Raw genomic sequence first — 24,177 nt, forward strand, 5'->3', positions numbered from 1 at the left:
ATGCATACATAGCCCCGCGACAGATCGAGGCGACGTTGGCACCGGGGGAAGAATGGTGCAGGCGGCCTGCGATCGACAATCGAGGGAGGGAAGCATGAAACGTAAATTCCTGGCGCTGTGCGCCGCAACCGCCGCACTGATGGTCGGTGCCACCGCCGCGCAATCGGCCACGCTCGACACTGTCAAGGCGCGCGGCAAGCTGATCTGCGGCGTATCGCTCAGCACTCCTGGCTTCGCCGCCGCAGACGACAAGGGCCGCATGCAGGGTTTTGACGCCGACATCTGCCGCTCGATCGCGGCTGCCGTGTTTGGCGATCCCGACAAGGTCGACTTCGTCCTGACCAACATCAACACGCGCTTCCAGGCGCTGCAGTCGGGCGAGATCGACGTGCTGTCGCGCCAGACGACGGCGACTTTTTCGCGAGAGACGTCGCTCGGCATCGATTTTGGCCCGACCGTGTTCTATGACGGCCAGGGCCTGCTGGTGCCCAAGTCGCTCGGCGTCGCTTCCGCCAAGGAACTGACCGACGCCGCGATCTGCACCCTGCCGGGTACCACCACCTCGCAGAACCTGACCGACTTCTTCCGCACCATCGGCGGCAAGTTCGAGCTGGTCGTTTTCGAGAGCCCCGACGAGAACCGCGCCGCCTTCTACTCCGGCCGCTGCGAGGCGATCTCGTCAGACCGTTCCGACCTTGCCTCGATCCGCGCTGTCGCCAACAACCCCGACGACTACGTGCTGTTGCCGGAAACCATCTCCAAGGAGCCGCTGGCGCCCGCCGTGCGGCAGAACGATTCCAACTGGCGCGACATCGTTTCGTGGTCGGTGTGGATGCTGATGGCGGCCGAGGAGAAGGGTATCACCCAGGCCAATGTCGACGAGATGCTGAAGAGCGAGGACCCCGAGGTCCAGCGTATGCTGGGCGGTGCCGACGAGCTCGGCAAGATGCTCGGCCTCGACAACAAGTGGGGCTACAACGTCATCAAGAGCGTCGGCAACTACGCCGAGGTCTTCGACCGCAATCTCGGCGAAAAGACCAAGCTCGGCATGACGCGCGGGCCCAATACGCAGTGGAATGCCGGAGGCCTGCTCTACGCGCCGCCGGTCCGCTAAGAACTGCAAGGTCCGCGCCGTTACCCGGCGCGGACCTTCTTCCCTGTTCACACGACATCGGCGCGCTCATGCTGTTTTTGAACGACACGCGGTTTCGCGCGGCCTTCTACCAATTCGTCGCCATTTCAGCGGTGCTGCTCGCCGCCTGGGTGATGTACCGCACCGCGAGTGCGAACCTCGCCAGGCAGGACATCGCCACCGGCTTTGGCTTCCTGTCCAGGCAGGCCGGCATCGCCATCAGCGAGACCTCGATCGCCTACGGTCCGACCGACACGGTTGCCCGCGCCATTCTCGTCGGGCTGATCAACACCATCAAGGTGTCGTTCCTCGCAGCACTCTTCGGCACCATCATCGGCGTTTTCGTCGGCATCGGCCGGCTGTCGGCCAATCCCCTGCTCAGCCGGCTGATGCTTGCCTATGTCGAGGTGCTGCGCAACGTTCCGCTGCTGCTCTACCTGTTCCTGTGGTATTTCCTGATCATCCTGGTGTTCCCGCCGGTGCGCCAGGCGATCCAGCTGGTTCCCGGCTTCTTCTTGTCCAACAGCGGCCTGGCCGTGCCATCGCTCGAATGGCACAGCGGTTTTGAACTCGTGCTTTCCGCACTTGCGCTCGGCATCGCCGCAGCACTCGTCGTGCGCAGCGTTGCCCGGCGCCGGCGCATCGCCAGCGGCCAGGCAAATGCCGGCTGGATCGTCGCGCTCATCCTGCTTGTCTTGCCGGTACTTGCCGTCTGGGCCAGCGGCCAGGTCTCGCTGTCGTGGAGCGCGCCGGAGGCTGGCCGCTTCCGCCTCACCGGCGGCTTGCAGATCCGCCCGGAGTTCGTGGCGTTGCTGGTCGGGCTGATGCTGAACCTGTCGGCCAGCGTCGCCGAGATCGTCCGCGCCGGCATCCAGGCCGTCAGCAAGGGTCAATGGGAAGCTGCGCAGGCACTCGGCCTGCCACGCTCGCGCACGCTCAGGCTGGTGGTGCTGCCGCAGGCACTCAGGGTGATCGTCCCGCCTTTGACCAACACCTATCTCTCCGTGTTCAAGAACAGCTCGCTCGCCATCGCCATCGGCTATCCCGACTTGGTGATGGTTTCGAACACCATCATGAACCAGACCGGCCAGGCGATGGAGACCATCGCCATCTTCATGGGCATCTATCTCGGCCTGTCGGTGCTGATTTCGCTGTTCATGAACTGGTACAATGCGCGTGTCGCGCTGAAGACGCGCTGACATGACCGACACCCAGGCACTTTCCGCACCGATCGAACATGTCGCCCGCCCGGCGCGTCGCTCGCAGTGGCGCACCGCCTATTTCGGCACGCCGGGCAATGCGCTGGTCACGCTGGTCTGCGGCGGCGTCATCCTGCTCCTGGCCAAGTTCGCGCTCGGCTGGCTGTTCCTCAATGCTGTCTTCGACGGCGGCGCCGAAGCCTGCAAGCAAAGCTCCGGCGCCTGCTGGCCGTTCCTCGCCGACAAGCTGCGCTACATGTTGTTCGGCTTCTACCCGTTCGAGGAGCAGTGGCGCCCGCTCGTCGCGCTCAGCCTGTTCCTCGGCAGTTGCGGTTTGTCGATGATCCCGCGTGTCTGGGGCAGGGGGCTGTTGCTGGCCTGGGCAATCGGCATCCTGCCGCTGCTCTACGTCCTGATGGCCGGTGGGGTCTTCGGCCTGACAGCGGTGCCGACGTCGAAATGGGGCGGCCTGCCGCTGTCGTTCATGCTGTCCTTCGTCGGACTGGCCTTCGCCCTGCCGCTCGGCATCGGCCTCGCCTTGGCGCGCGCCTCGCACCTGCCGGCGATACGCGTGCTCGGCGTCGGTTTCATCGAACTGGTGCGCGGCGTGCCGCTGATCAGCATCCTGTTCATGGCTGCCGTCATGCTGCCGCTGTTCATGCCGGACGGGGTCACCATCGACAAGCTGTTGCGCGCGCAGGTGGCGATCATCCTGTTTGCCGCGGCCTACATCGCCGAGATCGTACGCGGCGGCCTGCAGGACGTGCCATCGGGACAGTTCGAGGCCGGCCGCGCGCTCGGGCTGCATTACTGGCAGGTGATGTTCAAGATCGTGCTGCCGCAGGCGCTGAAGAAGGTCATCCCGGCGCTGGTCGGGCTGTTCATCGCGTTTTTCCAGGACACGACGCTGGTGACGATCATCGGCCTGCTCGACTTCCTCGACACGGTGCGCACGGCCCTGCGCGACCCCGATTGGCAAGGCATCGCCGTGCTCGAAGGTTACGTCTTCGCGGCCGCCGTCTACTTCCTGTTCAGCGCGCTGATGGGGGCTTACAGCCGTTTCCTCGAGCGGCACTTCAACACGTCGTATCGGTAACTTGCCGACCGGCAGCTCGATCTCGACGCGTTCGCGACTGCCGCCGGTTTCGAGCTCGACGCGGCGCGCGCCGGCGCCGCGGTAGGCTGCCGGCCCCCTAGCATGTCAGCCGAGACGGATTGCGGGTCGACCGTGCGAAGAGATGTCGACGGCGACCCGCCGGCGGGGCAAGCCTATCTGGCAAACGACCCGATGACGAGTGCGCCCATCACCAACGCAGTGCCGATTGTCGCGAGGATGGTGAGTGTTTGAAGAACCCCGATGGTGGCACCTGCTGCTATCACTGCAGCCGAGGCTGTAGCGGCGATGAACGCCAACACAGGCCTTTTTCGGACGACTTCGATCATGGGGCTCGATCCTTTCTGCTTTCCCCGCAATCTAACCGCTCGCATGTGAAATGCCATATCGCGCACCTGCGACATGAGGACTGGTTGCGGGATTTGAACCTGCAACCTCCAGCCTATGAGGCAGGCGAGCTACTCGTCTGGGATATCGGCAGTCAATGTAGCTGGCGGCCAGACTTCGCGCACCAAGCACGGAACCGTTTCGGTCCATACCGGTTGTTACACATCAACTCAGGAGGTATCGAGATGATTTTCCGAAACACACTTGCCGTCACCATCCTGCTCGCAGGAACCGCATTCGCGACTGCCCAGACTGTGATCGTGACCCCCGAACAGGAGATCGTAGTCCGGGAATATGTGAAAACCAATCCGGTGGTCGTCGAACGCCCGTCCAACTTTGAGCTGGTAATAGGAGCTATCGTTCCTGATATCCTCAAGCCGGGCGCACTTGCCGACAACAAGTATCAGTATGTCGTAATGGACGGCCGTACCGTTCTTATCGACCCGCAGACTCGCAAGGTCGTGCACATCATGGACTGACCGACGGGCGGCCGCCTTGATGCAGGATCCTGTATCAGGGCGCCTTCTGCCAGGCCGCGTTTCCGCCGCTAGGCATGGCCCATAATCGGCCCAAGACGGGCCCTTTTGCAGCCGTCCGCAGCGCCCTTTCTCGAAGCCGATCGCATTCTTGTGGGAACGAGGTCTGCGCCTCGCGTTGCGAAGGCAACATAAAAGGAGGTCGTATGCTGCGTCTCTTTGCACTGCTGTTTTTCGGATATTGCACCTACCGCATCGGCCGCGAGTTCATCGAAAGCGTGCCGGATAATTTCGATCTCGTAGAGCCCCTGCCGCTGCTGCCTTCTCCGGAGCGACAGAGACATGACGCCCATCTGGCGAGGAGAGACCGGCGGCTCAAAAAGCGCGCCGCAGGCGCTTAGACAGTTCGGCAGAAATTTCCCAACAGCGCCGGCCAATTGGCGAACCGGAGAGACCCGATGACCGACAAGCAAGAGTTTGAAGCGAAATTCTGGAAATCGATCCGCGCGGACATGACCGTCATGGTGGGCATCGCCGGAGTTGACCCGCGCCCCATGACGGCGCAGTTCGATGGCGAGCGCAAGACCATCTACTTCTTTACTGCCAAGGATACCGAGATTGCCGAAAAGCTGACGGGCGCGAAGAAGGCAACCCTCGTCTACGCCGCCAAGAAACATGACCTGTTTGCAACCATCCATGGGACGGTCAGGATCGACAACGACCGCAACACGATCGACCGGCTGTGGAACCGCTTCGTGGCAGCCTGGTTCGAGAAGGGCAAGGATGATCCCAAGCTCTGTCTGCTACGCTTCGACCCGGCTGACGCCCAGATTTGGCTTGACGCCTCAAGCCTTGTCGCCGGCGTCAAGATGTTCCTCGGCCTGGGCGACCCCAAGCGGGACTATGCGGATAGCGTAGCAAAAGTCAGCCTCAAGTAACGCGAAGGACCCGCTCAAGCCGCTGGTTCCACAGGAGGCCCGGTAACGGCGTTGCGGGCCTCGCCTCCCAGAAGTCGACCGAGTCAAACCGAGACAGTGAGCGCCAGTACGCCCTCGCAGCTACTCCACCACTTTCGGAAACACCTTCCAGCGCTTCGGCCGGAACGCGACCCGGCTTTTCTGGGCGGCGGGGTGGCCGACGGGCAGCTCGATCTCGACGCGTTCGCGCCCGCCGCCGATCTCCAGTTCGACCCGACGGGTGCCGGCAACGCGCCGGCTCGCCGCCACCGTGCCGGCAATGCAGCCATTGCATTCGTTGAGCAGCTCGATGTCGTGCGGGCGGAAGTAGAGCGTCGCCTCGCCATCGGTAAGTTCGGGTGCGGCAAGCCCGATCGGCCGGTCGGCGATCCAGACCTGTCCGTCCTCGATCTTGACCGGCAGCGAGCTCGACTCGCCGATGAAGCCGTAGACGAAGGGCGAATTCGGCGTGTCGTAGACCTCGTCGGCGGTGCCGATCTGTTCGATGCGGCCCTGGCTCATCACCACGACGCGGTCGGCGAGTTCGAGCGCCTCTTCCTGGTCGTGGGTGACGAAGATCGTGGTGTGGCCGGTGGCGTCGTGGATCTCGCGCAGCCAGCGCCTGAGTTCGCGCCGCACCTGCGCGTCGAGCGCACCGAAGGGCTCGTCGAGCAGCAGTACGCGCGGCTCGATGGCCATGGCGCGGGCAAGCGCCACGCGCTGGCGCTGCCCGCCCGAAAGCTGTGCCGGGTAGCGCTTTTCCAGGCCTGAAAGCTGGACGAGGTCGAGCAGTTCGGAAGCGCGGCGGCGGATCTCCGCCCTGGTCGGCCGCTTGGCCGACGGCCGCACCTTGAGGCCGAAGCCGATGTTGTCGGCCACCGTCATGTGGCGGAACAGCGCGTAGTGCTGGAACACGAAGCCGACATTGCGCTCCTGGATGGTCCTGTTGGAGGCATCCTCGTCGCCGAAGAAGATCGTGCCGCGCGTCGGCCGTTCGAGCCCGGCGATCAGCCGCAGAAGTGTGGTCTTGCCCGAGCCCGAGGGCCCGAGCAGCGCGATCAGCTCGCCCGACTTGATGTCGAGCGAGACGTCGCGCAGCGCCGGAAACCGGTCGAATTCCTTGCGCACATTTGAAACGCGAACTTCCATCAGTCGACCTCTGTCAGTGTCCGCGCGTGGCGGCGATCTCGGCGCCGTAGCGGAGCTCGAGAAGGGTTTTGAGCACAAGCGTCACCAGGGCCAGGCCGGCGAGCACGGACGCGACGGCAAAGGCGCCGACTGCATTGTATTCGTTGTAAAGGATCTCGACATGCAGCGGCATGGTGTTGGTCATGCCCCTGATGTGGCCCGAGACTACCGACACGGCGCCGAACTCGCCCATGGCGCGCGCGTTGCACAGCAGCACGCCGTAGAGCAGGCCCCATTTGATGTTGGGCAGGGTGACATGCCAGAAGGTCTGCCAGCCATTGGCGCCGAGCGAAAGTGCTGCCTCCTCGTCGCCGGTGCCCTGTTCCTGCATCAGCGGGATCAACTCGCGGGCGACGAAGGGGAAGGTGACGAAGACGGTCGCCAGCACGATGCCGGGCACGGCAAAAAGGATGACGATGCCGTGCATCTTGAGCCAGGGCCCGAGCAGGCTCGATGCGCCGAACAACAAGACATAGACCAGGCCTGAAATCACCGGCGACACCGAAAACGGCAGGTCGATCAGGGTGGTCAGGAAAGCCTTGCCCTTGAACTCGAACTTGGCGATGGCCCATGCGGCGGCGACACCGAACACCAGGTTGAGCGGCACCGAGATGACCGCGACCAGCAGCGTCAGCTTGATCGCGGCGATGGTGTCGTGTTCGTTGATGGCTTCGAGGAACGCGCCGATGCCGCGCGAAAACGCCTGTTCGAACACCACCACCAGCGGCAGCAGCAGGAAGATGGCGAGGAAGGCGAAGGCGACGAACATCAGTCCGGCGCGCGCCAGCGGCCGTTCGGTCACCGCCAGCGAGGCGTGCTCGTGATAGGCGTCGGCGGGGTAAAGCTCTGGATCAGCCATAGCGCTTGCGGGTCCGCGACTGGATGAGGTTGATGATGAGCAGCATCAGGAACGACAGTGCCAGCATGATCGTGGCAATCGCGGTCGCGGCGGCATAGTCGTACTCCTCGAGCCGGATGACGATCAAAAGCGGCGCGATCTCGGAGATGTAGGGCAGGTTGCCGGCGATGAAGATGACCGAGCCGTATTCGCCGACGCCGCGCGCGAAGGCGAGCGCGAAGCCGGTGATGACGGCCGGCGCCAGCCCCGGGAACAGCACCCGGAAAATGGTCTGGAAGCGGTTGGCGCCGAGCGTGGCGGCAGCTTCCTCGACCTCCTTGTCGATCTCCTCGATGATCGGCTGCACCGTGCGCACGACAAAGGGCAGGCCGATGAAGATCAGCGCGATGATGATGCCGAGCGGCGTGTAGGCGACCTTGATGCCGAGCGGGGCCAGCAGGCTGCCCATCCAGCCTTTCGGCGAATACAGCGTCGTCAGCGCGATGCCCGCCACCGCCGTCGGCAGCGCGAAGGGCAGATCGACCATCGCGTCGATGACGCGGCGGCCGGGAAAGCGGTAGCGCACCAGCACCCAGGCGACGATGGTGCCGAAGACGACATTGACGGCGGCGGCGATGAAGGCCGTGCCGAAGCTGATTTCAAGCGCCTTGACGGTGCGGCGGTCGGTGGCGATAGCCCAGAAATCGGTCCAGCCGAGCGAGGCCGAACGCCAGACGAGGCCTGAAAGCGGGATCAGGATGATGAGCGTGAGGTAGGCAAGCGAGAAGCCGAGCGTCAATCCGAAACCCGGAATGACGCTCGGCTGTCTGAACCGCCACCCCGCCTTGGCGGGAGCTGATGTCATGTCGTCCTGGTCTTCGCCTTACTGGGCCGGCTTGTAGATCTGGTCGAATATACCACCATCACCGAAGTGATAGGGCTGCGCCTTTGCCCAGCCGCCGAAAATCGGATCGTCGATGGAGACAAGCTTCAACTCGGCCTGCTTCTGCAGGTCGGCGGCAGGCACCAGTTCGGGCTTGGACGGCCGGTAGTGGTGCTTGGCGGCGATGGTCTGGCCTTCCGCCGAGTAGAGGTAGTTCAGATAGGTCTCGGCGACCTTGCGGCTGCCCTTGGCGTCGACATTGGCGTCGACCACGGCCACCGGCGGCTCGGCCAGGATCGATTGCGGCGGGAAGACGATATCGAACTTCTCGGCGCCGAACTCGTCGAGCGCCAGATAGGCCTCGTTTTCCCAGGCCAGCAGCACGTCGCCCTGTTCGCGCTCGGCAAACGTCACGGTCGAGCCGCGGGCGCCGGTGTCGAGGATGGGCACGTGGGCGTAGAGGTTGGAGACGAATTCCTTGATCTTGGCTTCATCGCCGCCGAACTGGCCGTTGGCCCAGGCCCAGGCGGCGAGGTAGTTCCAGCGTGCGCCGCCCGAGGTCTTCGGGTTCGGCGTGATCACCTGGACGCCGTCCTTGACCAGGTCGCCCCAGTCGTTGATGCCCTTGGGGTTGCCCTTGCGGACCAGGAAGATGATGGTCGAGGTGTAGGGCGAGGCGTTGTTGGGCAGCTTCGAGCGCCAGTCCGGATTGATCTTCTTCGATTTCTCGACGATCGCGGTGATGTCGCTTTCCAGCGCCAGCGTGACCACGTCGGCGTCGAGCCCGTCGATCACGGCGCGCGCCTGCTTGCCGGAGCCGCCATGCGACTGCTGGATCGTCACGGTCTCGCCGCTCTCCGCCTTCCAGTGCTTGGCGAAGGCCTCGTTGTACTCCTTGTAGAGCTCGCGGGTCGGGTCATAGGAGACGTTGAGGAGCGTTGTATCGGCATGGGCAAGGCCCAGGCCGCCGAGTTGAACCGCGCCGGCCAGCAGCGCCGAGAGAAGTACCGTTCTGCGTGAAGTGGTCATTTCCGCCTCCGTTCGAATATGGTTCTACTCTATCGAACTGGTAGAAATTAGATGCGGCGAATGTTCCGAATTTCGCGCCGCATGGGCAAATTTCATGCGAGCTGCCGGGCCGTCGGAAATTTTTTTGCTCGCTCAAAAGTCCTGACCGGCCCGGACGATATGAACGTTCGCCACAAGCGATGACAGCTAGGGGAGTTGGCGGGGGAGGCAAGGGCAGTCAGGCCTTGGCGATTTGCCCCGACCAAAATCTTTCAACCTCGATCCATTGCGCTGCGCTGCGCGGGCCCAGCCACTGCTTCAATTGATCCGGCGATGTGGTCTTATGGAGGTTCCGGTTTTGGAGGTCTTCCAGCAGCCCGATTGTTGTCGCCTCCCGTACGAGCTCATCGCCATCGGCGAGCCAACGTTCCACGACTGCGAAAATATGCTGAAGTTCACGGACCTGGCCGCCCTCCAGCTTGCCAATCACGTGTCGCGCCAAGTCTCCCAAAGCCAGGTAAAGTGGCAGTTCGGTTTGGTCGCGCCATTTGTCTGCAAACGCGTCCCAAACCGGCTGGAATGTCGGGTCGACCTCCAAAAGCACGTCGAACATGTCCAGCCGCGAGATCAAATCATCTACTCCACAAACACCCGCACGCTCGCCGCACGGCCCGCCGCGTCGATCACCGTCAGCGTTGAATAGCCCGTACCGTCGGGCTGCCAGGTCGCCTCGCGGCGACGCGCCAGGGCCGCCAGCGGCTTGCCGTTGGCGAGCCAGCGGAACGGCGCGCGGCCGCCCTGCAGCTTGAGCACCAGCGGCGATGCGGCGTCCGTCGCAGCGCCCAGCTCGACGCGGGCGCCGTCGGGCGGAAAGACGATCTGCGGCGCCGGTTCGGCAATCGCTGCCGCAACTGTCGGCAGCTCGCTTGAGGTGGAGAAACGTTCGAGCGTCACCGGCAGGTCGGCGCGGGCGGTGCGCAGCGTTCCCGCCGGCGGGCGCGGCAGTGGCATCGCCGGCAGGCCGGAACGGGCAAAGCCCTCGAACAGGATGGGTGCTGCCGAAACATATCCCGACAGGCCGGGCACGGCGCCGGCATCCGGCCGCCCCGCCCAGACGCCGAGCACGTAGCGGCCGTCATAGCCGATCGACCAGGCGTCGCGGTAGCCATAGGACGTCCCGGTCTTGTAGGCGATGGCGCGCTTGGCGGCGCCCTCCGGCGGCCTCACGCCGGAAAGAATGTCGCCGATCTGCCAGGCCGCCTGTTCCTCGAGCACCGTTCCGTTGGCGAGCGGAGGGGGCGTGGCCGTCTCCGATCCATCGCGCAGAATCTTGGCGCGGCCGCCATTGGCAAGCCCGGTGTAAAGCTGGACGAGGTCGCGCAGCGACACGCCGACGCCGCCGAGGCCGATGGCCAGGCCAGGCACTTCGTTGGGCGGCAATTGCGGAGTGACGCCGGCCTGGCGGAAGCGCGCGGTCAGTCGCTGCGGCCCGACCGCGTCGAGCAGACGGATCGTCGGCACGTTGAGCGAAAGCTGCAGTGCCTGTCGCACCGAAACGTCGCCCTGGTAGCTCATGTCGAAATTCTTGGGCCGGTAGCCGGCGAAATCGGCGGGCCGGTCCTCGATCAGCGTCTCCTGCGCCACCAGTCCCTGTTCGAAGGCGAGGCCATAGATGAACGGCTTCAACGTCGAGCCGGGCGAGCGCACAGTGCGGGTCATGTCGATCCAGCCCGAACGCGAGGCGTCGAGGAAGCTGGCCGAGCCGACCTCGCCGAGGATTTCGCCCGTCATGGCGTCGGCCATCACCATGGCCACCGAGATGCGTGGCCCGAGCCGGGTGGCTGCCTCGCGTGCGACGGCCTCGAGTCCTTCCTGGACGCTTCTGCGCAAGGTCAGCTGGTGCCGGTCGGTGCCGGGCTGGTTGCGCAAGGCGGTATCGGCGGCATGCGGGGCCAGTGCCGGCAGCGCCAGCCGCGTGGCGACAACGTCGTCGAGCGCGGCGCGGGCGGCCTCGCTTTCGCCGAGCAGGCCCGCCGTCACCATGCGGCCGAGCACACGGTCGCGCGCGGCCTGCGCGTTGTCGGGGTTGCGGTCGGGGCGGCGGCGCTCGGGCAGTTGCGGCAGGGCGACCAGAAGGGCTGCTTCCGAAACGGTCAGCCGCTTCGGTTCCTTGCCGAAATAGGCGAGGGCGGCTGCACGCACGCCCTCAAGGTTGCCGCCATAGGGTGCCAGCGTCAGGTAACGCTCGAGGATCTGCTTTTTCGATAGCCGCCGCTCGATCTGCATGGCGCGGGCGAGTTGCTTCAGCTTCGAGGCAAGGCTGCGTTGCTCGCGCGGCTCGATCAGCCGCGCCAGTTGCATCGACAGCGTCGAGCCGCCGGAGACGATGCCGCCGTTGGTGACGAATTGCTGGGCTGCGCGCCCCAGCGCCAGCAGGTCGACGCCTTCATGATCCCAGAATCGCTTGTCCTCATAGGCAACCAGCATCTTGACCAACTGCGGATCGACCTGGTCGAGGCCGACGCCCAGCCGCCAATGGCCCGACTGTGTCGCATAGGCGCGCAAAAGCTGGTCGTCTCGGTCGAGCACTTCGGCCGAGACGGTGAGCTTCTCGGGCAAAGGCGGTGGGAAGGCGCGGTCCAGCGCCAGCAGGCCGCCGACGGCGAGGGCAGCCAGGCTAGCGAGGGCGGCACCAGAGAGCAGCAGTCTTCGCAGTGTTTTCCCCGTCGGGCGCATCGCTGCCCCTTATCCGCCCTGTGCAAGAGACAGAGGCGTGGTGTCCAAGATTACCCCCACCCCTAACCCCTCCCCACAAGGGGGAGGGGAATCCTGAGGCAAGGCTCTCGCACCCCAACCTCCGGCGAACCGCTTAGCTGCGCCGGTGAAATCGTTCCCCTCCCCCTTGTGGGGAGGGGTGAGGGGTGGGGGTATGAGGGCGCTCAACATCGCACTCCGAAGGCGGATCACTCCGCCTTCACCTCCATCATGCCGGTGGCCGTGCGCGCCGAATATTGCGGGCGATACATGTCCTCGACATTGGCCGCCGGGTGGGCATAGACGCCCGGCGTCACCGCGCGCACGACATAGGCAAGCGTGAATTCCTGGTCGGCGCCTTCGCCGCTTTCCATCGCGGCGACAAAGCGGTCGTTGCGGAATTCGAGATGTGCGGCCTGCGTCTGCTCCAGCCACGAGAAATTCGACAGGTTGGCGCTGTTGACCAGGCCCGGATTGTCGATCTCGAAGCCTGCCGGCAGCATGTCGGCCACCACCACGCGCGATGGCCAGTCGTTGAGCTCGCTGACCTTGAGCACGACGACGAAGCGCTCGTTCTGCTGGACCTCCGTCACATTGGCTTCGCTGCCGTCGAGCCGGTAGTAGGTGCGGCTGATCGTAAAGCCGTCGCCGCCTGCCGGCAGGGGCTGTGCCGGGGCGGCGACCGTCGTCACCACCGCCTGCAGCGGATCCTTGCCGGTGTTGGCGATGGTGATCGGATTGACGAGCAGGTCGGCACCGTCGACGCGTTCGGAATAGGCGCCGCTATGGGCGGCACCGTTGACGTCGAGCGAGATCGCGTCATTGCCGGCCTTCAGCGCCCGCGCCGCCAGCAGCATCCAGGCGTCGTCCTGGGTGCTGGTCCACTTGGCCGCGGCGCGGTCGGCCGCCACCATCTTGACCAGCGCCGGGATCACCGAGGGCACCGGCTTGCTTTCGGCGGCGAGCGCCAGCATGGCGGCACCGTCGCGCAGGCGCGAGCCATAGTCCGAGCGGTACCAGTTGTGCTCGGTTGTCGCTTTGGCAAGCTGGATTGCGGACTGGAAGGTCTGCTCGGAGCGCTGGCCGTCGCCATAGAGTGCAAGGCTGGCGCCGAGCTGGGCCACCGCCATCGGACTGGTGAAGGCTTCGAGCTTGGTGTCGGCGAAGTAGCGCAGGTCGCCGACCGAGGCCTTCTTGTTGCGTGCCAGCACGTAGAGCGCGTAGGCGATCTCCGAGCCGCGGTCCTCGACATCGACGTCGTAGCCGATCGAGTTCTGCAGGTTGTTGAGCGCCTGCATCATCGCTCCCTGGGGCACGTCGAAGTTCTTCTCGCGCGCCCGGGTCAGGAAGTCGGTGACATAGGCGTCGAGCCAGAGGTCGCCGGAGCCGGGCGACCACAGGCCGAAGCTGCCCGACGAGGACTGGTAATTGAGAACACGGTAGATCGCGCCCTGGATGCGCTCGCGCAGTTCCGGGTCGTCAGCCATGCCGGCCTCGGCGCTGAGCTCGCTGACATAGAGCAGCGGCAGTGCCCGGCTCGTCGTCTGTTCGGCGCAGCCATAGGGGTAGCGGTCGAGCGTCATCAGCAGCGAGGGCACGTCGAAGGCCGATGCCTGCGATACGCCGACGCTGACATGGGCGTCGTCGAGCAGGCTTGCGGCCAGCAGCTCCCTGTCGATGCGCAGCGAGGCGTTGGGCGAAAGGTCGACCACCATGCGCGTGGTCACCGGCAACTGGCCGGGCCGCACGGGGAAGGAAAGCTCCTGTTCGACCGTCAGCCCCTCCGTGTTGGCGAGGCGGATCGTCAAGCCGGCAGTGCCTGCCGTCACCGGCATCAGCGGGATCTTCACCGTCTGGCGCTTGCCCGGCTCCAGTGTCACCTTCTCGGGCAGGGCGGCACTGCCGGTGGACAGGTCGCCCGTCGTCTCGACGGTCAGCGCGTAGTCGCCGGCCGGCGCGTCGGTGTTGGCGATGTCCAGCGTCATCTCGGCGAAGTCGCCCGGCGCCATGAAGCGCGGCATGCCGGCCGTCAGCACGACCGGATCGCGCACGATCACGTCGCCGGTGGCGTGGCCGACGGCGTCCTTCGTCCACGCGACGCTCATCACGCGCACCGTGCCGTTGAACTGCGGAATGTCGAAATCGACGGTCGTTTTGCCGTCGGCATCGAGTTCGACGATGCCGGAGAAGAAGGCGACCAACTTTTCCTTGGGCGGGCTGCCCTGCGAGGTCAGGGCCGCACCGTCACCACCGGTGCGAAGCTTGCCCATGGCGCCCAGCGAGCCGTCGATCAGCCGGCCATAGAGGTCGCGCAGTTCGAGCCCCAGCATGCGCTGGCCGAAATACCAGTTCTCGGGGTCCGGCGCCTTGTAGTTGGTCAGGTTGAGAATGCCGACGTCGACGGCGGCGACCGTGACATAGGCCTTGTCGCCTGCCGCAGCCCCCGTCACCGCAACCGGGATCGACAGCGTCTTGCGCGGCTCGGTCTTTTCGGGAAGCGTTAGCGCGACGGCGAGCTTCTTGTCGGCGGGATCGACCGAAAGCCATTTCAGGCCGATGGCACGCGCCGGCATGCGCGATTCTTGCGCTTCGCCCGGACGATAGAGCGTGGCCGTCACATAGGCACCGGCGCCCCAGTCCTCGCCGACGGGAATGTCGACGGTAGCACCGCCCTCGGGGATGCTCGCGGTAATGGTCTTGAGCAGCTTTTCGGCGCCGACGGTGACCAGAAGCTCGCCGGCAAAGCGCGGCGATACCTGGAGCTTGGCGACCTCGCCGGCGGCGTACTTGTCCTTGTCGAGTGCGACTTCGAGGCCATCGGGCGTCTCGGTCGAGGTCGCCGAGACATACCAGCCGGCATCGAACTCGTAGCTGGTCGCTGGGCCGGCCGGATCGGCGGTCTCGACCTCGAGGCGGTAGCGGCCCCAGTCGACGGGCAGCGACACCGTGGCCTCGCCTTCGGCGGTGAGGTCGACCTGGCCTGTCGCCACCGACTTGGTGAAGGTCACCGGCTCGTAGTTCCACGAGCTGCCCGAACGGTACCACTGGTAGTTACGCTCGACCTTGACCAGCGACCACTGCGCGCCGGCGAGTGCCGCGCGCTGGCCGCCGGGTTCGGCGGCGATCAGGCTGAACTTGGCGGTGCCGCCCTGCGGCACTTCCTCGCCCGAGAAGTCGGGGCGGATGCCGATCATCGTCGCCTGTGGGCGGATGCCGATGTCGAGCTTTTCCTCGACGGCACGGCCGCTGGTCTCGCGCATGCGCACCGTAAGCGCCGCGTTGACCAGTCGGGTCGTCGACGGCAACTGGTCGATGCTGACCGGGAACGTCGCCTTGCCGTCATCACCGACGGCGGGCAGGTCGGTCAGCGGGATGCGGGTGGCTTCGCCTTCCTGCTCGTCGGCAAGGCCGAAATAGAAGCCCTTGAAGGCGTCCCACTGGCGCTTGGTCGACAGCGTCACTTCGCCTTCGAGCGCCAGGCCCGCAGCCGGTGCGCCATAGAGGAAGCGGCCGTCGATCGTGGCCTCGGCGGTTTCACCGGCGGCGATCTCGCTGCGGTCGGCGGCCAGCGTGAACTCGATGCGGTCGGGCACGAAGTCCTCGACCAGGAACATCTGGCTCGAAACTGCCGGCTGCTTGGGGTCGGTGTGAATGGCGAGCGTCCAGGTGCCCCGCATGGCGGCGGAGGACAGCGCAAGGTCGACGGCGTGGCCGCCCGACTTGCCGCCCTGGCTGACGATGCGCCGGTCCTCGACGCCGTCGGGACGGGTGAAGATGAAGGTCAGCGGCAAATTGTCGACGCCCTTGGCGGCATCGTCGCGCGCCAAAGCCGCCGCATGCACCGTCTCGCCGACACGGTAGATGCCACGTTCGGTCCAGGCGTAGACGTCGAGCGCGCCGGGTGCGGCGCGGCCGGTGACGCCGCGGTCGGACAGGTCGAAGCCGGCGCGCGTCATGTCGAGGAAGACGAAGTCGGCGTCGCCCTGTTTCGCCATCAGCACCGCCGGTGCCATCCCGCCATTGCCGCGGGTCAGACCCGGATTGAAGGTGGCGCGGCCCTCGGCGTCGGTCCTGGCGGTGCCGAGGATCTCGTTGTTGCGGGCAAGCAGCGTCAATTCGGCGTCGGCGATCGGCTTGGCCGAGCCGAGCGAGCGGGCGAACACGTTGAGCCCGTCCTGGCCGGTATAGGTCGACAGACCGATGTCGGAGACGACGAACCATTGGGTCGCTTTGGACGCCCAGGTGTCGCTCTTGTCGTCGACCGGCTGGGCGGTCAGCACATAGACGCCGGGCTTGCGCTCCGGCAGCGCCTCGTCGACCGGGAAGGAGGTCGTCACTTCCTTGTTGAGTTCGTTGATGATTGCCAGCTGACCTTCCCAGACCGGCTCGCCCATCTGGTCGGAGATGCTGGACAGGTCATAGCCGTCGAGCTGGCGCAGGAACTGGTAGCCCGAGAGCAACTGCGCCAGCGAGCGGTCGCCGACGCGGTAGAGCTTCATGTCGGCCGCTTCCATGTTGACCGAGACGACCGGGATGCCGCGGCGGGCGGAGGCGGGCAGCACGAAGCTGTCGCCGGTGAAGCGGGCCGACTGGGCCCGGTCCTGGACGTAGACGGACAGCACGACGGGTGCTTCGAGCACTTCGCCGATCGCCGCCGGCAGGCCGGAGCGGAAGCTGACGCGATAATGCTTGCCGTGCTCGAGGCCCTCGACGCAAATCTGCTTGTCCTTGGCCTCGATGCCCTTGGGGGCAGCGTCGTCGATGGTGACGAAGGGCGCGTAGTCGACGCCCGTCTTGACCAGCGCCTCGGAAAACTGGGCGCAGACGCGCGGCGAGGTGGTGTCGGCGTCGATGGTGTGCTCGACGACGCGGAAGCCTTTCCGCGCTTTCAGGTCCTCGTATGCGGCACGCACGGACGCCGAATTGTCGAGCGCAAGGCTCGCCTCATAGGCCTGCAGCGACGGGCGGAACATGTCGCGGCGGTCCAGTCCCTGCGCCAGCAGCGACAGGTTTTCGGCGCGGCTTTTTGCGGTGCGCGACAACAGATATGCGTTGTAGGCCGCCGACGTCGCGTCGCGCTGCAGCGAGGCGGTCTCGTCGCCATTGGCCGGCTGGACGCCGATCACGGCACGGGCGAGGCGGGTCCAGATGGCGACGTCGTCCGGCAGGATGGCGACAGCGACACGGAATTTTTGCATCGCGGTGCGTGGATCGCCCAGCAGTAGAGCATTGTCGCCGGCGGCCGACAGCGCGGCCAGCCCTTCCTCGCCGATGGCCACCGAGCCATCGGTCAATGCGCTGCGATACTGGCGGGCCTCGTCGGCCATCGAAGCCGGGAAGAAGGACAGTTCGGCCGGTGCGCCGATGTCGGGATCGCCGTTGACCGGAACGACCTTGCCCCCGATCGCGCCGGTGAACGGCTTGACGACGGCGAAGTCGGACTTGAGGAAGCACCATTTCGCCTTGGTGTTGTAGGTGAAGGCGCGGCACGACGAATCACCGAGGCACGACGTCTCGCACTGGTCGAGCGTCACGTTCTGCTCGGACCTGAGGTCGAAGCCGAAATAATCGCTGTTTTCAGTGGTCACGATGCGCCGCGGCTCGGCCGCCAGCGCTCCGAACGTCCAGGCCAGAAAGAGCAGAACGAAAACCGGAAAAGCACGCGCCGCACGCATCGTCATATCCCTCCAACACCCTCGTCGTCGCTTCACGCGACATGTTCAGGCTTGCCGCCGCACAGTCAATACGGAAGCCGCCGGGCTTGGCCCAGCGCGCTAAATTGCTTGTCATGGACGCTGTGCATGGTTATTGCCCGGCCATGCGGATCGCCCCGATGAACACACCCGAATCCCTATCCCGGCTGTCATTCATTCGCCCAACCAATTCTGACATATCGATTGTGGCTGCTTTACGAAAACACAGAAACTTCATTCCAATTTTAGGATTGGGAGTTACCTTGGCTTGATGTTTGTGCGGCGTATGCGTGGAATCGACAGTCCAACAGGCGCTCGCGTGCTTTGGCGCGCGGGTGTGGCGGCGCTGTTGTCTACCACGATACTTGCCGCCGAAACGCACAAGGCGGCGGCCTTCGAAATCTTCGGCATCAGGCTCTGGGGATCGGCCGAGGAAGAAGACGCCGATGTCGTCGACCCGCTCGACTATGCCGTCACTTTCGAAGTTGTCGGCGACGACGACGACCTCACCAAGGCGCTCGAAAACGCCTCTACGCTCAAGGGCGAGGAAGAGCGGCCGGTATCGGGTTCGCTCGGCCTGCTCGCCAAGGCGCGCAACGACCGCGAGCGGCTGATCGCCGCCCTGTTCTCCAAGGCGCGCTATGACGGTGTCGTCGACATCACCATCGCCGGCAAGCGGCTCGACGACCTGCAGCCCGATGCCGTGTTCGACGGTCCGCAGCCGATCCCCGTGACGGTGACGATCCAGCCCGGCTCGATGTTCACGCTTGGCGACGTCGTGCTCAAGGGCGACGCAGCCAACATCCGCGGCGCCGATTTCGGGCTGATCGCCGGCGGCAATGCCAATTCCGACGCTATCCTCAAGGCGGAAGCCGGGATCGTCCGCGCGCTCAAGGAAGAGGGCCGGCCGCTGGCCAAGGTCGTCGGCCGCACCATCGTCGCCGACCACGCCACCACCACGCTCGACGTCACCCTCGATGTCGCAGCGGGGCCGATCGCCGGCTATGGCGAAACCACGGTCGAAGGCACCGAGACCGTCGACCGCGACTTCACCGTCTACATGACCGGTCTCGAACGCGGGCGGCAGTATTCACCCAAGGAGATCGACGACGCGCGCAACAGGCTGCTGGCGCTCGAAGTCTTCAGCTCGGTGTCGATCAACGAGGCGCTGGCGCTCGATCCGGCCGGCGAGATCCCCATCGACGTCCGCGTCAGCGAACGCAAGATGCGCTATTTCGGCGCCGGCGCCACCTTCTCCAACACCGAGGGCGCGGGCATCGAGGGTTATTGGGGCCATCGCAACCTGTTCGGCCGTGCCGAAAAGCTGCGTATCGGCGGCTCGATCAGCCGCATCGGCGACACCACCGAACTCGGCGACCTCAATTACAATGCCGGCATCATGTTCGAAAAGCCGGGCGTCATCGGGCCGGCCTCGAAGTTCTTCGCCAACCTCAAGGCTGTGTCCGAGCATCCCGACGCCTACGACCGCTTCTCGATCGGCGGCAATGTCGGCCTGTCTTACGAGTTGACCAAGGAGCAGACGGTCTCCGGCTCGGTGGCGGTCGACTATTCCGACATCGAGGATGCGCTCAATCCCGACGGCAAGCGCTACCTCCTGGTCAGCCTGCCGCTGCAATATGTCTATGACAACCGCGACGACAAGCTGAACCCGACGCGCGGCTTCCGTGCGCTCGCCTATGCCGAGCCGACCTACGACGCGCTCAACGGCAACATGTTCGTCAAGCTCAAGGGCGAGGGTTCGGCCTATTACGGGCTCGGCGCCGACAACCGCTTCGTGCTCGCCGGCCGCGTCGCCATGGGTTCCATCCTCGGCGCCAGCGTCGAGGACGTGCCTGCCGACCGGCGCTTCTATGCCGGCGGTGGCGGTTCGGTGCGCGGCTATGCCTATCAGGGTATCGGCCCGCACACCGACGGCAAGCCGACCGGCGGGCTGTCCTATGCCGAAACCTCGATCGAGATGCGCTACGCCTACAACGACAAGATCGGCATCGTGCCGTTCATCGATGCAGGCACCGTCTCGACCAGGCAGTTCCCCGATTTCTCGACCGTGAAGGTCGGCGCCGGCATCGGCGTCCGCTACCTCACGCCTTTCGGCCCGCTGCGCGTCGACGTGGCCGTGCCGCTCAATCCCGGTCCCGGCGACCCGAGCTACGGCATCTATGCCGGCGTCGGCCAGGCGTTCTGACCACGATGGTTATGCTGAAGAAAATCCTGCGTCTTCTTTCCATGGCGATCTTGGTCGTCCTGGCCCTGGTCATCGGTGCGGCGGCCGTTTTCACGCTGACCGCCAAGGGTCGCGAAAACCTCGCAGGGCTGATCTCGTCAGTGGCCTCCACCGACGACCAGAAGATCAAGCTGAGCGGGCTCAACGGCATCTGGTCGGGCAACCTGACCCTCGACAACCTCGTCATCGAAGACAGGGAAGGGGCTTGGCTCGCCCTGCGCGGCGTCTCGGTCGACTGGTCGCCGCTGGCGCTGCTCTCCTTCACCTTCCGCGCCGACCGCATTGCGGCCGAGCGTATCGAGGTGGCGCGCCTCCCCAAGCCGGGCACCCAGCAGGCAAAGAGCAGCAGCGGCGGCCTGTCGCTGCCGGTGGCGCTCGACATCAGGGAAATCGACTTGCCCGAGATCGCGCTCGGCGAGGTGCTTGCCGGTACTGGCATTGCCGAGCTCGCAGCCAAGGGCATGCTCAAGGCCGGTGGTTCGCCGCTCGGAATCGAGACCAGGCTCAACGTCGCCCGCAGCGACGGCAAGCAGGGGTCGGTCGATGCCGACATCGCCTTTGCGCCCGATGAAAACCGGCTGACGCTGAACGTCCGCGCGGCCGAGCCTGCCGGCGGCATCATCGCCAACATCCTGAAGCTTCCCAACCAGCCGGCGGTCGACCTGGTCGTGTCGGGCGAAGGGCCTCTGGCCGACTGGAGCGGCAACGGCACCTTCGCCGTCGACGGCACTGTCGTCACCCGCATCTCCGGTACGCACAAGCTCACCGACCAGGGCAATGTCATCGCCGCCAAGGGCGACGGCGCATTCGAGGATTTCCTGCCCGCCACCCTCAAGCCGCTGCTTGCCGGCAGCACAACCTTCGATGTCGCCGGCACACGCACCACGACCGGCGGCATCGACATAGAGCGCGCCACCGTCGCCAGCAGCGCATTGACCGCCAACGCCGCCGGTTCGCTCGATCCGGAAGGGGCTGCCGACCTGTCGCTCGACGTCAAGGCCAATGAAGGGCCGATCGTGCTCAGCCTCGGCAGCGATGCCCAGCCTGTCACCGTTGCCATCAACGCCGCCAGCCTGCGCGCCCTGGGCGATGGCAAGGTGCCGGCAGTCGATTTCAGCGCCTCGCTGCTTTCGGTCATCGCCGGCAACACCGAGTTGCGCGACATCGCCGCCTCTGCTCATTCCGACGGCTTCGACATCGCCAACCGCAGCGGGCCTGTTACGATCAAGCTTGGCGTGGCCGAGCTCAAGACCGACGTGGCCACGCTTGCGCCGCTGGTCGCCGGCCGGGTGTCGGTCGACATGGCCGGTTCGGTCAGCAAGACCGAGATCGCGGTGGATCAAGGCATCATCCGCAGCGATGCGCTCAATGGCGAGATGAACGCCAAGCTCAATCTTGCCGACCTTGCGCTCCAGCTCGGACTCAAGGCTGACGTGGTCTCCAGCGCGCTGCCGGCGGGCATCCGCATTGCGCTGGCCGAACGGACCCAGTTCTCGGCCACCGCCAGCCGCGATGCCGAGGGCGCCTTCGCTGCCAATGCCATCGAGCTCACGTCAGGCGCGCTCAAGGCACAGGGCACGGCCCGCGTGCAGGGCAGCGAGATCGACGCCGATCTCAAGGGCTCTTTTGCCGATGTCTCGCTGCTGTCGAAGGACGCCAAGGGCGCCATCGACTTCGCCTTGACGGCCAAGGGCGCGCGCACCGCGCCCGACGTGTCGCTGACGGTCACCAGCGACCGCATCGAGGCGGCAGCACGTGAAATCACGGGGCTGAACCTCAAGGCGACCGGCAAGGTCGATCCAGCCAATCCGGCTGCCAATGTCGCCCTGTCGGGCGACGTCGCCGGCCAGAAGCTTTCGGGCAGCGCCGTGCTCGCCACCGCCGACGGCACCAGCCAGATCAAGGGCCTGTCGCTTTCGCTCGGGCAGAACAAGCTGTCGGGCGATCTCGTGCTCGACAAAGGGTTCGTGCCGATCGGCACCATCAACATCGACATGCCAGACATTGGCCCGCTCGCCGCACTCGCGCTGGAAACGGCCGAAGGCGACATCCGGGGCCGTATCGATTTCACCCGCAGCGGCGATGTCCCGCAGGTCAAGGTCGCGCTGACCACGGCACAGCTCAAGCGCGGCGACCTCGCCGCCAATGCCGTCGCCGTCAACGCCGATGTGTTGAACTATCTCAAGGCGCCGGCGATCTCGGGAACGGTTAAGGCCAAGTCGGTCACCTCCGGCAAAACAGTCATTTCCGGCATCGATGTCGATCTCAAGCGCGATGGCGAGTGGACCGGCTTCTCCGGCGGCGCCACCGTTGCCGACATTCCGGCCAAGGCAGCCGGCCGCCTCAAGGTCGGCGGCGGTGTGACGACCATCGAGCTTGCTTCGGGCGAGGCGACGATGCGCGGCATCCGCGCCGCCATCGCCCGGCCGACCACCGTCGCGATCGCTGGCGGCACGACGACGCTTGACCGTCTGACGCTGAACCTGGGCGGCGGCACGGCGACGATCTCCGGCACTGCCGGTTCGGCGCTCAATCTCAATGCGGCGCTTGCCAACGTGCCGGCATCGCTCGCCAATTCCTTCTCACCCGGCCTCGGTGCCGCCGGCTCGATCTCGGGCACGGTCAAGGTGACGGGCGCTGCCGCCAACCCGACCGTCGGCTACGACCTGAAGGTCGCGGGCGCGGCGACGTCGCAGACCACAGGCGCCGGCTTCGGCGCCATGAACATCGGCTCCACCGGCACGTTTGCAGGCGGCAAGCTCACCTTCCAGTCGACCATCGGCGATGGATCGGGCCTGGCGCTGAAGGGCGGCGGCACCGTCGTCACCAACCAGCCGGTAGCGCTCGACCTCAATTTCGCTGGCCCGGTGCCGTTTTCGTTCCTGACCCGCACGCTTGCGGCCCAGGGCATGCAACTGACCGGACAGGCCGACGTCAACGTCCAGGTGCGCGGCCCCGCCACGTCGCCGGTCATCGGCGGCAGCGTCCGTGCGTCCGGCGCGCGTCTCCTGATCGCCCAATCGGGTATCGCCATCAACGACATCAATCTCGACGTCGGCATCGGCGCGGGTGTCGCCCGCATCAACCGGCTCACCGGTGCGCTGTCGACCGGTGGTGCGCTGACGGCCAGCGGCACGGTCGGCACCGACGCGGCGCGGGGGTTCCCTGCCGACATCGCCATCAAGCTGAGCGATGGCCGCTACACTGATGGCCGCGTCGTCACCGCCAATCTCGGCGGCGACATCGCCATCAAGGGGCCGCTGGTCTCGGCGCCGGTGCTTTCGGGCACCATCAACCTTGCGCGCACGGTCATCAGCATCCCGGAAAAATTCCCCGGCGCGCTGACCGCCGTCGACGTCAAGCACAAGAACGCGCCGAAGGCCGTCGTCGCCCAGCAGGAGGCGATGCGCCCGCCGGCCAAGGCCAGCGGCGGCAGCGGCGCGCTGACGCTCGACGTCACCGTCAATGCGCCCAACCAGATCTTCGTCCAGGGGCGTGGCCTCGACGCCGAACTCGGCGGCTCGCTGCGGCTGACCGGCTCGTCGGCGTCGCCGCAGGCCGTCGGCGAATTCAAGCTGCGGCGCGGCCGGCTTTCCATCCTGGGCAAGCGGCTCAACTTCACCGAAGGTTCGGTCGGCTTTTCCGGCTCGCTGGTGCCGACGATCAACTTCGCCGCCGAGACGACCGCCGGCGATGCCACCGTCATCATCCGCATCACGGGCGAGGCCAACAATCCGAAATTCGCCTTCTCTTCGGTGCCGGCGCTGCCGGAAGACGAAGTGCTGGCGCGGCTGATTTTCGGCCGTTCGATGTCGAACCTGTCGCCGCTGCAGATCGCCCAGCTCGCTGACGCAGCGGCCCAGATGGCCGGCATCGGCGGCTCCACTTCGCTGCTTTCAAGCCTGCGCGCCACGCTCGGGGTCGACGATCTCGACATCCGCACCAACGAACAGGGCGGAACATCGGTCGCCGTCGGCAAGTACCTGAACGACCGCACCTATCTCTCGATCGAGAAGGGCGACCAGCCGGGCTCCGGCAAGGCCACCATCGACCTCAACATCGGCCGTGGCGTCAAGCTGCGGGGCCAGGCCACCGACGGCGGCGAGGCCAAGGGCGGCATCTTCTACGAACGCGAATACTGAGATCGCCGACCGCGTCTTCTGACATCATCGACACTGTGTCGTGGCACTGTCGTCGATTGTCGGGACATGGGTAGATTAGCAACGACGAAGATTCCGAATGAATCCGGCGCGCATTAGCATTTTTGCGCCAACTCTGTCGCTATCACGCGAACTGCTCCCCTC

16 protein-coding genes are annotated in these 24,177 nt (G+C 65.6%); 8 read left to right on the forward strand and 8 right to left on the reverse strand.

Annotated features, from left to right (window positions below):
• Positions 1-94: 94 nt before the first annotated feature.
• The 3 genes from O1Y97_RS12175 (at position 95) to O1Y97_RS12185 (ending at position 3,427) form a co-directional block, all read left to right on the forward strand.
• Positions 95-1,114 carry an amino acid ABC transporter substrate-binding protein gene (locus tag O1Y97_RS12175; RefSeq protein ID WP_108607557.1) on the forward strand — a complete coding sequence of 340 codons (1,020 nt, stop codon included), beginning with the start codon at positions 95-97 and terminating at the stop codon, positions 1,112-1,114.
• A 68-nt stretch (positions 1,115-1,182) separates the two neighbouring features.
• Positions 1,183-2,331, forward strand: a complete 1,149-nt coding sequence (locus tag O1Y97_RS12180; protein WP_318761191.1) for an amino acid ABC transporter permease — start codon at positions 1,183-1,185, stop codon at positions 2,329-2,331.
• 1 nt (position 2,332) lies between these two features.
• Positions 2,333-3,427, forward strand: coding sequence for an amino acid ABC transporter permease (locus O1Y97_RS12185; RefSeq protein ID WP_318761192.1), 1,095 nt, complete (start codon positions 2,333-2,335; stop codon positions 3,425-3,427).
• A gap of 173 nt (positions 3,428-3,600) precedes the next feature.
• Here O1Y97_RS12185 and O1Y97_RS12190 read toward each other — a convergent pair whose 3' ends face one another.
• Positions 3,601-3,774: a hypothetical protein gene (locus O1Y97_RS12190; RefSeq protein ID WP_159091637.1), complete on the reverse strand. Its 174-nt coding sequence runs from the start codon at positions 3,772-3,774 to the stop codon at positions 3,601-3,603.
• Positions 3,775-4,017: 243 nt separating this feature from the next.
• Between O1Y97_RS12190 and O1Y97_RS12195 the strand changes: the two genes are divergently transcribed.
• From O1Y97_RS12195 to O1Y97_RS12205, 3 genes are all read left to right on the forward strand, one after another.
• Positions 4,018-4,311 (forward strand): DUF1236 domain-containing protein, encoded by a 294-nt coding sequence (locus tag O1Y97_RS12195; RefSeq protein WP_108607561.1) that lies wholly within the window; start codon positions 4,018-4,020, stop codon positions 4,309-4,311.
• A gap of 203 nt (positions 4,312-4,514) precedes the next feature.
• The gene (locus O1Y97_RS12200) at positions 4,515-4,709 is read left to right on the forward strand and encodes a hypothetical protein (protein WP_318761193.1); all 195 of its coding nucleotides are present in this window, start codon (positions 4,515-4,517) and stop codon (positions 4,707-4,709) included.
• A 57-nt stretch (positions 4,710-4,766) separates the two neighbouring features.
• Positions 4,767-5,246: a pyridoxamine 5'-phosphate oxidase family protein gene (locus tag O1Y97_RS12205; protein WP_318761194.1), complete on the forward strand. Its 480-nt coding sequence runs from the start codon at positions 4,767-4,769 to the stop codon at positions 5,244-5,246.
• A 120-nt stretch (positions 5,247-5,366) separates the two neighbouring features.
• Here the strand turns inward: O1Y97_RS12205 and O1Y97_RS12210 are convergent, their stop codons facing one another.
• The 7 genes from O1Y97_RS12210 to O1Y97_RS12240 form a co-directional block, all read right to left on the reverse strand.
• Positions 5,367-6,413, reverse strand: coding sequence for a sulfate/molybdate ABC transporter ATP-binding protein (locus O1Y97_RS12210; RefSeq protein ID WP_318761195.1), 1,047 nt, complete (start codon positions 6,411-6,413; stop codon positions 5,367-5,369).
• Between the two features lie 13 nt (positions 6,414-6,426).
• Positions 6,427-7,311, reverse strand: coding sequence for a sulfate ABC transporter permease subunit CysW (gene cysW / locus O1Y97_RS12215; RefSeq protein WP_108607565.1), 885 nt, complete (start codon positions 7,309-7,311; stop codon positions 6,427-6,429).
• Positions 7,304-8,155 (reverse strand): sulfate ABC transporter permease subunit CysT, encoded by an 852-nt coding sequence (gene cysT, locus O1Y97_RS12220; protein WP_108607566.1) that lies wholly within the window; start codon positions 8,153-8,155, stop codon positions 7,304-7,306. The genes cysW and cysT overlap by 8 nt, the downstream gene beginning before the upstream one ends.
• Positions 8,156-8,173: 18 nt before the next feature.
• Positions 8,174-9,202: a sulfate ABC transporter substrate-binding protein gene (locus O1Y97_RS12225; RefSeq protein WP_318761196.1), complete on the reverse strand. Its 1,029-nt coding sequence runs from the start codon at positions 9,200-9,202 to the stop codon at positions 8,174-8,176.
• A gap of 217 nt (positions 9,203-9,419) precedes the next feature.
• Positions 9,420-9,812 (reverse strand): DUF7674 family protein, encoded by a 393-nt coding sequence (locus O1Y97_RS12230; RefSeq protein ID WP_318761197.1) that lies wholly within the window; start codon positions 9,810-9,812, stop codon positions 9,420-9,422.
• A 5-nt stretch (positions 9,813-9,817) separates the two neighbouring features.
• Complete coding sequence (gene pbpC, locus O1Y97_RS12235; RefSeq protein WP_318761198.1) at positions 9,818-11,917, reverse strand: penicillin-binding protein 1C; 2,100 nt, start codon at positions 11,915-11,917, stop codon at positions 9,818-9,820.
• Positions 11,918-12,144: 227 nt separating this feature from the next.
• Positions 12,145-17,616, reverse strand: coding sequence for an alpha-2-macroglobulin family protein (locus tag O1Y97_RS12240; RefSeq protein ID WP_318761199.1), 5,472 nt, complete (start codon positions 17,614-17,616; stop codon positions 12,145-12,147).
• Positions 17,617-17,899: 283 nt separating this feature from the next.
• On the opposite strand from O1Y97_RS12240, the gene O1Y97_RS12245 reads away from it, so the two are divergent.
• Together O1Y97_RS12245 and O1Y97_RS12250 are read left to right on the forward strand one after the other, a co-directional pair.
• Entirely contained in the window at positions 17,900-19,834 is a 1,935-nt protein-coding gene (locus tag O1Y97_RS12245) for an autotransporter assembly complex protein TamA (RefSeq protein WP_404801168.1), read from the forward strand.
• 11 nt (positions 19,835-19,845) lie between these two features.
• Complete coding sequence (locus O1Y97_RS12250; protein ID WP_318761201.1) at positions 19,846-24,015, forward strand: translocation/assembly module TamB domain-containing protein; 4,170 nt, start codon at positions 19,846-19,848, stop codon at positions 24,013-24,015.
• Positions 24,016-24,177 lie beyond the last annotated feature (162 nt).

This window comes from Aminobacter niigataensis (assembly GCF_946995915.1).
Taxonomy (GTDB): Bacteria; Pseudomonadota; Alphaproteobacteria; order Rhizobiales; family Rhizobiaceae; genus Aminobacter; species Aminobacter niigataensis.